10 protein-coding genes and 2 pseudogenes are annotated in these 11,457 nt (G+C 40.5%); 8 read left to right on the top strand and 4 right to left on the bottom strand.

The annotated features are described in order from the left end of the window. The 8 genes and pseudogenes from MWU32_RS02755 to MWU32_RS02720 form a co-directional block, all read left to right on the top strand. A pseudogene (locus MWU32_RS02755) lies at positions 1–963 on the top strand (TraG family conjugative transposon ATPase); the annotation flags it as partial. Between the two features lies 1 nt (position 964). After that, positions 965–1,534 (top strand): conjugal transfer protein, encoded by a 570-nt coding sequence (locus tag MWU32_RS02750; protein WP_163516781.1) that lies wholly within the window; start codon positions 965–967, stop codon positions 1,532–1,534. Between the two features lie 11 nt (positions 1,535–1,545). Further along, entirely contained in the window at positions 1,546–2,379 is an 834-nt protein-coding gene (locus MWU32_RS02745) for a hypothetical protein (RefSeq protein WP_246937564.1), read from the top strand. Between the two features lie 11 nt (positions 2,380–2,390). Then, on the top strand, positions 2,391–3,014 hold the full coding sequence (locus MWU32_RS02740; RefSeq protein ID WP_246937562.1) for a conjugal transfer protein TraK: 624 nt from the start codon (positions 2,391–2,393) through the stop codon (positions 3,012–3,014). After that, on the top strand, positions 2,995–3,918 hold the full coding sequence (gene traM / locus MWU32_RS02735; RefSeq protein ID WP_246937560.1) for a conjugative transposon protein TraM: 924 nt from the start codon (positions 2,995–2,997) through the stop codon (positions 3,916–3,918). Before MWU32_RS02740 ends, traM begins: the two co-directional genes overlap by 20 nt. A 4-nt stretch (positions 3,919–3,922) precedes the next feature. Beyond that, the gene (locus MWU32_RS02730) at positions 3,923–4,780 is read left to right on the top strand and encodes a DUF4138 domain-containing protein (RefSeq protein ID WP_246937558.1); all 858 of its coding nucleotides are present in this window, start codon (positions 3,923–3,925) and stop codon (positions 4,778–4,780) included. Positions 4,781–5,049: 269 nt separating this feature from the next. Next, positions 5,050–5,877 (top strand): hypothetical protein, encoded by an 828-nt coding sequence (locus tag MWU32_RS02725; RefSeq protein ID WP_246937556.1) that lies wholly within the window; start codon positions 5,050–5,052, stop codon positions 5,875–5,877. 160 nt (positions 5,878–6,037) lie between these two features. After that, positions 6,038–7,021 carry a type I restriction enzyme HsdR N-terminal domain-containing protein gene (locus MWU32_RS02720; RefSeq protein WP_246937554.1) on the top strand — a complete coding sequence of 328 codons (984 nt, stop codon included), beginning with the start codon at positions 6,038–6,040 and terminating at the stop codon, positions 7,019–7,021. Positions 7,022–7,369: 348 nt separating this feature from the next. Here MWU32_RS02720 and MWU32_RS02715 read toward each other — a convergent pair. From MWU32_RS02715 to MWU32_RS02700, 4 genes and pseudogenes are all read right to left on the bottom strand, one after another. Further along, a pseudogene (locus tag MWU32_RS02715) lies at positions 7,370–8,200 on the bottom strand (IS110 family transposase); the annotation flags it as partial. A 15-nt stretch (positions 8,201–8,215) separates the two neighbouring features. Continuing rightward, positions 8,216–8,425, bottom strand: a complete 210-nt coding sequence (locus tag MWU32_RS02710; RefSeq protein WP_246937550.1) for a hypothetical protein — start codon at positions 8,423–8,425, stop codon at positions 8,216–8,218. Between the two features lie 896 nt (positions 8,426–9,321). Further along, on the bottom strand, positions 9,322–10,464 hold the full coding sequence (locus tag MWU32_RS02705) for an IS91 family transposase (protein WP_246937542.1): 1,143 nt from the start codon (positions 10,462–10,464) through the stop codon (positions 9,322–9,324). A 2-nt stretch (positions 10,465–10,466) separates the two neighbouring features. Next, entirely contained in the window at positions 10,467–11,069 is a 603-nt protein-coding gene (locus MWU32_RS02700) for a tyrosine-type recombinase/integrase (RefSeq protein WP_246937544.1), read from the bottom strand. Positions 11,070–11,457 lie beyond the last annotated feature (388 nt).

Below are 11,457 nucleotides of genomic sequence, written 5' to 3'. Positions count from 1 at the left end.
AAAAACTTAGGCATCAATCCGTTCTACATCAGCCATCAAAATGACCTCACGCCCGAACGACTTGAAGATCTATCCGTATTCCTTTTCGAACTCTTTGCTTCGGATCTGAAAATTACCAAGGCACAATCCGTTTCCATCAAGAAAATACTGCGCTATTATTACGAAGCCACTGAAGAGGGTCATTCATTGGAAAGTTGCTACAATTTTATAGAAAAACATCAGAAGGACCTTCTGAACACCTTGAACATCCATTCCGATTATTTCAATGTCACAAGCTTTTTGCATGTCATGTCGGAATACGTAGGCAATGGGCTCTACAGTTTTCTTTTTGAAACCAACGAGGACCAGACCTATAAGATCGAAGACAAACGATTGATCGTCTTTGAACTGGATGAAGTAAAGGACAACAAGGAAATCCTGTCCGTCATGTTGAAACTGATCAAATCGGCCATACAACGGACCATCTGGAAAAATCGCGCTGAAAAAGGCATGATCCTTTTTGATGAATTTGCCAAGCAGCTGAAGTTCGATAATGTCCTTGAAAGTGTAGAATTCTACTATCAAGCCATCCGTAAACAAAATGGTGCCATAGGCATTATTCTGCAATCCATCAACCAACTTCCGAGCAACGCTACTTCTGCCAGCATTTTGGAAAACACACAGGTCATTTACAGTCTAAACAATGAGAAAGGCTACGCCGAGCTGGTCAAAAGGCTCAACCTATCCAGTCACGACCTGAACCAATTGAAATCCATCAAGAACAATTTCTCAGGACCACGAAAGTATACGGAGATGTTCATCAAGATCGGGAAGGAAAGCAACATTTTCAGACTTGAAGTTCCAAAGGAGGTATATGCGGCCTATTTAACGGATGGACAGGAAAATGAAGAAATAATGATTCTCTATGAGAATCATCGCGATATGAAAAAAGCAATCATTGAATTCACCTCTAAATCAAAATAAAATGAAAATTAAATTTCTCATCACAGGAATCGTCTTGGTATTAAGCATTAAAACCCATGCACAAGGCATGCCCGTTTACGACAATACCAACTTTATAAGTCTGACAAAATCACTCGTGGAATCGGCCAAACAGACCTCACAGCTTTTAAAGACCGTTGAATTTCTGAAACAGCAAAAGGAAAATCTCGAGACCGTCAACAATGTGGTCCGGCAGATGAATGCCGTCAGGGAGATTGGGCGGAACAACCAACGGTTGATCCAGGTCATGCAGAATGATTTAAGGGCCATTCTCAATTCTCCCTATATAAAGCCAGATGAAATGACACGCATCTCCGAATCGTTCAATGCCATTGTCCAAAATTCATTGGAGACCATGGACTTCATTGATCAGATTCTTTCGAGTGATTATCTCAAAATGAGCGATGCCGAACGTGCCAACATACTGAAACAAAAAGAGGAAGAATCCAAAGAAATGGTTTCCAATATAAGCATTAGAACTCGGCGCTACAAAGACATCATTTCCTTTAGAAAAATGCAGGACAAAATCAATAATCGAAACACCACATATTAAATAAGATCAGTATGATTATTTTAGGAATCGGACTGGAATATATCGATACGATTTTCCAGACCATACAGAACAGCAGTTTTTCACAATATACCATTGCGGGTATGAAGACGCTCGCCGTACTGTTTTTTCTGGTCAATATTCTAAAAAAATACAATGAAGGTATTGTGGACAAGGATGGGTACACTTGGGGATTGAGCCCAAGTGAACTCGCCAAGAATTTTGCCGTGGTCCTATTAGTCATCTTTTCAACTCAGGTATTGGGGTTCTTTGATGCCATTCTCGTGGCGATCGAATCACAATATCGCGGGACCGCTCCTGCCCTGCTGCCTTTGCATTTGCAGGACATTGCGATAGAAGAGGATATCAATCTCATGGATGCGATGAAAAGTGCCATGACATTACTCTATGAGGCCTTGGTAACCCCGCTGTATGGATTCAAGATTTTAGCCTTTATCCTGAGTGTCATTCTTTGGATTCTTGACCTGTTTATCTATCCACTTTTTTTAGCGGAACGATTTTTCCTCTTGGGGATCATGCAGGCATTTTTTCCATTGGTCATCAGTCTGGCGGTATTTGAGAAATTCCGATCGCTTGCCTATTCATTTTTCAAACTTTATGCTGCAGTGTATATGCTTGTCCCCGCCTTTTTTCTGGTCAACATCTTTATCAACGCCATTTACACCGAAATAAACACCAATTTTTGGACCAACCTATTCGGTACCGACTTCGGGCAAGGGTTCTTCGCACCGGTGGTACAGTTGGGCTCAGTAGGCTTTATCGTGTTTCTAAAATTCAGGCTATATGCGCGGGCCACCTCCTTCACTCTCAGATTATTCAACAATTAAAGTAGCATGTCATGAAAACACCTTATCAGAACATTTACAACCTCCTCAAATTGAATAGACTTATTGTTTTGGCAGTTGTTGTTTGTGCCTTTACGGCTAGTACATTCTCCGTTTGGATCGCCTTTACAACCCATAAAAATGCCCTCAACCATGCTTTCGCCATCAACACCGACGGCAGTGTTATTCCCCTAAAGCTCGTCACCCAAAAAGAGAACTTCATGGTAGAGGCCCTGGCACATTTGGAATTGTTCCATACCTATTTTTATAATATCGATGCGAGCAATTATGAGCGTCATCTACAAAAAGCACTGTGGTTGGGCGATAGTTCTGTGGACAATGTATACCGACAAAAAAAAGCCGATGGGGTGTACAATCGTTTACTGCAATATTCCTTGGTTCAAAAAGTGAAAAGCATCGATTCGAGAATTACCGAGTCCAACGGTAACCATAGATTTACGACCACCACCATTTTTGAAATCAACAGAGGGTCGATTACCGATACTTATGAATTGGTATCCACTGGCAATCTGATTTTGGTTGACCGGAACTTCCCGAACAATCCGCACGGATTATTGATCACCGATTATTTTGAAAACACCTTAAAAAAAATCTCCAATGAAAATAGAAAAAAATAAAATGGTCTTCGCGACCGTAATGGCCGTGATTGTCTTATTCCTAGTGGCCTATACCCTGATGGTTATGGACGATGGCAAAAGTGAAAGTGAACATTTAAAGCAGACGTTGGTACCTCCCCTGGAAGAAACCCAGAAACAGTATAAATCCAAATTGGATGCCCTCAACGATCTGAAGGACGTTCGAGAAACCAATGCGCCCAGTATTTATGATGAAAAACTGATGGACTCCCTGGGCTTTTATGATCGGGACTTACCCGAACGAGAAAAAGAGCGGATTGTGGATAGCATCTATTCCGCAGGGAAAATCAACTATTCTGAACGGTCCTATCAGGTTCTTGGAGAAAGAAAGCCAGAAACCAAAAAAGTACAAGAAATAGATTCTACAGAAATAAAAAGAGAACAGAAGATTGAAGCCAAGGAACTGGGCCTGGAACATCAATTGTTCTTTGCTGCGTCACCCAAACCTGATGACAATTCAGTGATTGGTACTACCGATGAAACCATCCATGTCGTTGTCGATGGCGATCAGGTCGTGAAAACCAATAGCCGATTGCGAATGCGGCTTACCAAAGCTGCAGTGATCAATAACAAGCAAGTGCCAAAAAATACCCTTGTTTTTGGGTTCATCAATTTCCAACCCAATCGCGCAATGATCAACATCGAAAATATCCAACACCAACCAACCAAGCTCAAAGCCTACGATCTTCAGGATGGCAGCGAGGGCATTTATATCGAAAATAATTTTCGTGCTGAAGCCACCGATGAAGTTGTGGACGACATTATCGGCGACATCAATATTCCAAGTATTCCCCAAGTTGGTGGCATCAGCAAAGTACTCAAACGCCATAACCGCAGTGTGAAAGTAACCGTGCTGAACAATTACCAACTTATTTTAAAACCTTAATCTTATGAAAACACATTCTTTAATTCCAATTATTTTTATGGCGTGCAGTTCAGTATCACTCTACTGTACAGCACAAGCAAAAGACCAAAACATTACGGTCATGGATACGATTTATGCCAATGACACCATGAATGTCGCCCTCTTCTTCCCAGAACCCATTCGACAGGGTATTACCGGATCAGAAAATTTTGTTTTTACCTATAACCGAGAGAACGAGCAATATTTTGGATTGCTGCAAGCGACTCCCGGAAAGGACAGCAATCTTCTGGTCATCAATAGAAACGGTTCAGTATTCTCATATATCGTTAGATATAAATCTGAGCTATCAAAATTGAATTATTTCATTCCAATGTCGAGCAGTATTGGAAACGAAAAACCAGTTACCAAAGACTCCATTCCAGCAACATCCCAAGAAATCAACAAGGAAAACAAGGAGTACTACCGCCAGGAATTAAGTTCCCATCTTCTTGAGCGGAAACCGCGCAGAGGCAAGACAAAAAAACGACGGCAGAACATTGTTTTGGGTGTGGAAGATATTGTTTACAATCGAAATGAACTTTACTTTGTGATCAAGATCGATAATAAGTCAACACTGGATTACGATTTAAATTTCCTCACACTATCTATAGAGACAAGACATAAAGGAAAACGGAAATCTGTACAACGCCTCCATAAAGAGGCTGTTTTCACAAAGAATCTACCCTCCAAAATTGTAAAAGGTGAATCGGCGCGGCTCGTATATGTGTTGCCAAAATTCTCACTATCAAGCGACCGTAGAGCTATTTTAGAACTGAACGAAAAAGATGGTGAACGAAATATTGAGCTAAAAATATCTCACAGATATCTCAACAATCCGAATTAGAACCCCTTCAAATAGTCCAAATATAGGTTGATTAAAGAAATGCTCAACTGGAGAACTTTTTTGCAAGAACACAAAAGTTTTTCATCCGATTTTTTTTATCTTTCTATAATTACATTTTATCAAGACATTTTTCATTTGAATAAATTATCTAACAGATCATATTTTTAGTATATTGTCGGTAAATAACCAGCACCAAAAAGTACGCCTATCCCTCCTTTTGGGAGTTTAATAGGTAGGTTTGATGCTCCTATATACACGTTGCCCACAATATGAAAAAAACGTTCACATTTGACAAAATTTATGTTATTGAAAGTCTTCGTTCAGATGATTTAAAAACCGGAGAAGAACTTTATAACGACATAATTAAATTGAAATTATGGCAAAAAGATTTATATGACAATTGTGAACTTTTTCAACCTATATCCAAAATTGACTTTTTTAATTCCATCGAGAACATAAAATCTGAATCTGAAAAAAATTCGATTTACCCAATGATACATCTTGAAATGCACGGCTCAAAAGATGGAATCCAAGTCACCAACGGAGAAATTATCAAATGGAATGAACTTCAAAACAGATTAATTGAACTCAACATATTATGTAAATGCAACCTATTTTTAACAATGGCAACTTGTTATGGAGGATTTATTTATTCTACAATTAGTCCAGGTTTACGAACACCATTCTGGGGTTTTATCGGACCATTTGAAACTGTAAAAGCTGGGGAAGTTTTAATGAATTTCACGGCATTTTATGAGGAATTTATAGAATCATTAGATATAAACAAAGCTGTAATATTGCTAAATGAATCAAACCCGAATAATAAATCTCGATTTAAATTCTATAATACAGAATTTGCATTTGATTTTGCATATAAAAATTACGAAGAAAAATACCTAACAGATGAATTTGTTGCTAAAAGACTTGAAATGGGACTTTTGGAAGCAAGAAAACATCCTGAAATGGAAAATCAAACGGATGAACAAATAAAAAATACTCTCAAATTTTTAATGGTCGACAATAAAGACTTTATGAAAAATAAATTAATGGAAAAGTTTTTTATGTGGGATATATTTCCAGAAAAGAGACCTAAATAAAATACTGTGGGCAACAACGTGTATAATTAATGGCTGGTTCTTGTCTACTTACGAAAATCCTCGCGGATTTTCTATTCAGTTTTTATTTGCTAAATTATGTGCTTAAACACGCCACTAATCATACACAAAACCGTTGGCAACAAGCTAAAAAATACCGAGAATGAACAAAGAGAAATGGAATGAAATAGCATATTTGCTATCTGAAAACTTACAGACAGATTTAAGCGAAACTGATTTTGGTCAAAAAGTCATCCAAGCTTTAAGAATTTTGGATTGGAAAGAATATAAAGGCGAAATCGAAAAAGAACATTCTCTTCAATTTGGTTCAGTAAATAAATTAAGACCTGATTTTATAATTAAATCGGATGATAAACGATTATTTGTTATCGAAATTAAACTTCCGACCATTCCTATAAATTCAACTTTCCAGCGACAATTGTTTTCTTATATGCGACAATTAAAACTCGATTATGGTATTTTAATCGGACAAGCAATACAAATCTTTTATGACGGAAATTTAATAAATCAAGAAGACCCTATTTTACTCGAAACTATTCAATTTAAAGCGAATAGCGAAAAAGGAGAAAAATTCGTTGAGCTATTTTGTAAAGAAACTTACAGCACAGAATTATTAAAATCGTTCACCTTAAACTCTCTGAAAAAGATAAATCGCAAAGAAGACCACAAAAAACTAACGGAAAAAATACTATCCGAAAATTACCAAGAAAAGATTTCAGAATTAATTAAGCAAGACTTTTTAAATGAATATGATGGAGAACTAATTGAGTCAGTACTGAAAGAATTGAAGATTGAGATTAAAAATAAAAACTCTGAAATTACTCAAACGGAATTTCCCAGAAGTCAGTTCACAGAACAAAGAATAGTTGATTATTCGAATGGTATTTTACCAATCGAATTAAAACCATCAACCGAATCGGATTTTAAACGCAAACTTTTGTTGACTAAAACAGCCTATATTACGACCTTTTACAAAGATGGAACTTCTAAACAAAAAGTTTGGAATGCTAATAGATTTAGAGAAAGTTCAGGCGTTTTAGGGAATTTAAGGTCAAGACCAGAATTTAGAAATGGAAAATGGCAAAAACTCGGAATTGAAAAAGTATTAGTTTCGATTGACAAATAAAAATCGGAAAGAAAAGCCAGTTGCCAACAATGTGTCCTATGAAAAGCACTAATCCCGTTCTTCAAAAATAATATTTTTATTTTAATTATCTCATAATGATTATTTTGGGGTGTTGGAATGTTGATAATTCCGATAGGATTATCAATATTTCAATACCATATAACTTGCTCCGCATCCTATATGTGATCCATCGTCCAAGCGCGGTCACCGGCATCTGTATGATTATAAGCTATAATAAACCCGGCCACTTGCTATAAAGATGTGATTCCAATCTCTTGGATCACCTACGTTGTTTTGTGGTACGGGCTTTTAATACTTCTTTGTGAGCTTTGTTATCTGTTTATTTTATTATTCTATGACCCCTATCGCATAAGGGGTTTCTGTTTTTATGACAGCCAAGGTCCTGCTCAATAATTTACGGGCCACCTTGATTATTATTGATTTGACGTTTTTTCCCAAATGCTTGCGGTAATACGTCTGCATTATGGGGTCTGTCCTGATGGCCTGCCAGGACGCTTCTATAAAATAACTTCGCATCAATCTATGGGCGCGCATTGTAATGCCTGTGCTCTTTTGGTTGTCCCCACTTTGGTGGATTCCGGGTGCCAGACCAACATAGCCCGCAAGATGTTTTATGCTGTTAAAGCGTCGCAGATCGCCAAGCTCGCAGATAATGCCGCAGGCCACAATCCCGCCTATTCCCGGAATACTTTTCAATAAATAATAATCCTTCTTGTAATGCTTGCGGCAATAGGCGCGCATCTTTGTGGAGACATCCCGCAGCTCCTGGTCTATGAACCTGAAGCTCCGCATTCTGCTGTCCAGTGTCTCGCGCGCCGATGGATATGCAAAGACTACTTCGTCCACCCAACCGCGGAACTTGTGGCTCCAATGGTCATTATCAAACTCCTCGGGAATAGCAATGCCAAAATACAGCAACTGCATTTTTATAAGGCTCTTGATACGCCTGTAATCCTTAACCAGATCGTTTCTTCTTCTGAAAAGACTGCGCAATTGCTCCCGCTCCACATGGGGAACGTGAATACTCTCAAGTCTGCCATCCTTGAGCTCTCTACTTATCAATTGGGCATCTATTTTATCGGTCTTGGTAAAACGTTCCTTTCCCTTGCGGTGGATGTCGGCAGGGTTCACTACCAGGGAATGCCAGCCGTATGCCTCAAAACTACGATGGGCTTAATAGCCGCAACAACCTGCTTCATAAGCTGTAGTAACCTGATGGTCGGGAAAATGTTTGGCTACATACTCGTATAACACTTCAGGCTTTGGGGGCATAGCGAATGACTTGCCGCCAAAAAGATCGGTGGCGCAATGAACTTTCCAGCTACGCTTGTGAATGTCGATGCCAATGTATAACTTTGGTTGGGCAGTGGGTTCTAATTTCATATCTTATTGTTTTGGTGAACTTTAAAGATACGAGACTCGCTGCTTTTTCATAGATGCTATAAGCAATGGCTTTTCCTCGCCTACTTGGAAAATCCTGCGGATTTTCCAATGGCAAGTACTTGTTTGCAATTGTCCGTGACGAACCACGCCACTGCTCATACACTAAACGTTGGCAAACAGTTGAGCAGAACCTAAAAAAAGCGGAACTAATTCGAAAAAAAATTGGTTTTTAAGATTGAAAACAGAAAACGTAATTGAAAAGCACAACACTGAATTTATCAGCATTGCGGAAAAATTTAAATTCCTTGAAATCCAATGTTAAGTCGCTTAAAAACTGAAAATCTATGATTGCCAAAAGTCAGGCTGAAAATCAGAACCGACAAATAGTACGGCGAAATCCAATCTGACGGATAAAAACCTTCCGAACCGAATCGGATTTTTTTTTTTGCTGTTTAATAGTTAAACCAAAAGTTTGGGTTTCTCGACCGAATCCAATCTGACCGAAAAAATAAAAAAACTGGATGCGGAAAAATCACAACAGAATTTAAGCCAAATTGACTAAATTGAACTTTTTAACAACGATACGTCCGAATTTATACTCGAACGAAAAAGTAAAAAACCGATTTGCCAAATAACTAAGCATTCGTGTGGTCGGTACGACCCAACATGAATGCAGTGTTGACTGAACCGGAGCTTTTCGGTTTGCCTCTATGGGGATTGGTCTAATTTGGAATGGATTTTCAGTAGTTGGTCTTTCGTGATTCGGGGTCGTTGGCTTCTGTTTTTGCCAAGGAATCAAAGCGCACTTTACATGTTGTAGTTTCTCTTCTCTATTTTTTAGTTTTATCTGGTCGTTTTCTTACGTTTTGGCCATAGAAGTCCCATTACGTCGGGATTCACGTTTTTTCATTAGGTCTGTTTAACTGTTTTTTGATTTGTTCTTGCCAGTGTTGCGGTGGCCCACGGGCAGGGAAGGTCGCGATGGTAACGAGGTTTCCTTGCTTGCAGACCGGGCACCTGCGGTGCATTAAAGGCTCCGTTGCTTTAAATTCTGGTTTACCGAGCTCTTCCTGTAATCCTGGGATGATCGTTCTTTTATAATAGCTGCTCAAGATGCCGTAGTGCCTGATACGGGTAAAGCCTTTAGACAGGATATGCAGCGAAAAACGCCTTATAAATTCAGCATCGGGCAGTTCGAGTATCGTTCTTTTACCTCCGTGTCGATAGTCCTTTACCATAAATCGAACGTTTCCACTTTCAAGACTTTTTATCCGATGGTTGCTTATCGCGATCTTATGGGTATAGCGCCCTAGATATTCTATTACCTGCGAGGGTCCAAAGAATGGACGTTTGCAATAGACGACCCACTGGTTTTTGAACAGACTTTCGTAAAAAGAACGGGACTTCGATTTCCCCAACTCCTTGCGTAGGCCAGCTACAAAACGGGCCCTGAACACCTTGCTCATCGCCCTTACAGGAAACAAGTACTTTCCCTTGCCCTTGGTGGGTTTCCATTTGCCAGATTTAGCAATACCGCCCCCTGGAACAATGCAGTGCAGGTGTGGGTGCAACGAGAGGTTCTGCCCCCAGGTGTGCAGGATGGCGATCATTCCCATCTTGGCGCCCAGGAACTTGGGGTTGGCACCAAAATCTCCAATGATACTCCAGGCTGTTTTGAACAAAAGGTTGTACACCAATTTTGGCTCGTATAGACATAACCGGTTCAGCCCACTGGGCAGGGTAAAGACCACGTGGAAGTAAGAGACCTTTAGTAAATCTGCCTCCCTTGCCCGGATCCATTCTTCCTTCTTGTGTCCCTGGCACTTGGGACAATGGCGGTTGCGGCAACTGTTGTAGCTAAGATGAAGCTTATGGCACCTCGCATTGTCGCAACGATCTATATGGCCGCCCAAGGCGGCAGTGCGGCACTTGCGCAAGGCGTGAAGGGTGCGAACCTGCCAACTGTTGGCACAATAATGGGCAAGGTGCTCCCTGTTGCGCTCCAGTACGTGCGCTACTTCATAATCGGGATAGGACATCTCTATCGGCCATAAAGCCTATCCAACGGACTGAACGGCTTTTGCCTACCCGATTGTGCCACATGGAGGTAGATAAGGGTCGTTTGGATATCTGCGTGCCCCAAGAGGTCTTTTATGCTCATGATGTCCAGGCCCATCTCCAAAAGATGGGTAGCATAGCTATGGCGCAGAATATGGGCGGTAATTTCCTTTGGGATTCCGCTGCGCTTGCGAGCCTCTCGGACGATCCATTGTACCCCTTGTGAGGAAATTTTAACTGGATTACCTGTCCTGTCATTGCCAGTAAAGCACCAAGTGACCGGGTTTTCTGCCAAGAAGTACGTCTTTAGGCCACGGATCTGCATCTCGGACAAGGGAACGTAGCGATCCTTGCGACCCTTGCCCTGGCGCACGTGCAGCATCTTCCTGTCGAAATCCAAGTCCTTACGCTGAAGGTTGCGAAGCTCAAAATTGCGGAGCCCACAACCATAGAGCATGGCAAGAACCAATCGATGCTTAAGCAATTTTGGGGTCTTCAGCAGTTGTTTTATCTCCCTTTGGTTCAATACCACGGGGAGTTTCTTGGGGCGTTCAATGGAAGGAAGTATGACCCGCATTTCTTTCATCCCAAAGATGCGGTAGGCATAGCGAAGTCCATAAACGGTGTGCTTGAAAAAACTGTCGGATGGAGTCTTGTGCTGTGACTTTAAAACGTGCAGATAATCCAGGATCTGCTCCTGATCCAGATCAAGTGGACTACAGTTGAAATGGAATCCGATGTGCGCCAGACAGCGGGCATAGTTGGTAAGGGTGCTCTGGCTCTTGCCGGAGAGTTCTACCGAACGCTTGAGCTTGTGGTAGAGTGCTGCAAACCCAGGAACCGAAATAATAGCCCTTTCAATGAGGGTGTCATTTTTTTTTCATAATATTGAGTATTACATTAAACCTTGATCCTAAAGGTAGTGAATCGTGATGGAAACGTCGCGTGAAGCTACCTTTAGGTTTAGTTCAACA

The organism is Gelidibacter sp. F63206, assembly GCF_023015735.1.
The sequence above is the reverse complement of the archived record's forward strand: the minus strand, read 5'-3'. Positions and strand labels throughout refer to the sequence as shown.

Bases quoted from the DNA above. Each gene is read 5' to 3' on its own strand.
- traM (WP_246937560.1), top strand. From the start codon at position 2,995: ATGAAAATAGAAAAAAATAAAATGGTCTTCGCGACCGTAATGGCCGTG.
- MWU32_RS02710 (WP_246937550.1), bottom strand. From the start codon at position 8,425: ATGAAATTAGAACCCACTGCCCAACCAAAGTTATACATTGGCATCGAC.
- MWU32_RS02745 (WP_246937564.1), top strand. From the start codon at position 1,546: ATGATTATTTTAGGAATCGGACTGGAATATATCGATACGATTTTCCAG.
- MWU32_RS02700 (WP_246937544.1), bottom strand. From the start codon at position 11,069: ATGAAAGAAATGCGGGTCATACTTCCTTCCATTGAACGCCCCAAGAAA.
- MWU32_RS02720 (WP_246937554.1), top strand. From the start codon at position 6,038: ATGAACAAAGAGAAATGGAATGAAATAGCATATTTGCTATCTGAAAAC.
- MWU32_RS02730 (WP_246937558.1), top strand. From the start codon at position 3,923: ATGAAAACACATTCTTTAATTCCAATTATTTTTATGGCGTGCAGTTCA.
- MWU32_RS02740 (WP_246937562.1), top strand. From the start codon at position 2,391: ATGAAAACACCTTATCAGAACATTTACAACCTCCTCAAATTGAATAGA.
- MWU32_RS02725 (WP_246937556.1), top strand. From the start codon at position 5,050: ATGAAAAAAACGTTCACATTTGACAAAATTTATGTTATTGAAAGTCTT.
- MWU32_RS02705 (WP_246937542.1), bottom strand. From the start codon at position 10,464: ATGTCCTATCCCGATTATGAAGTAGCGCACGTACTGGAGCGCAACAGG.
- MWU32_RS02750 (WP_163516781.1), top strand. From the start codon at position 965: ATGAAAATTAAATTTCTCATCACAGGAATCGTCTTGGTATTAAGCATT.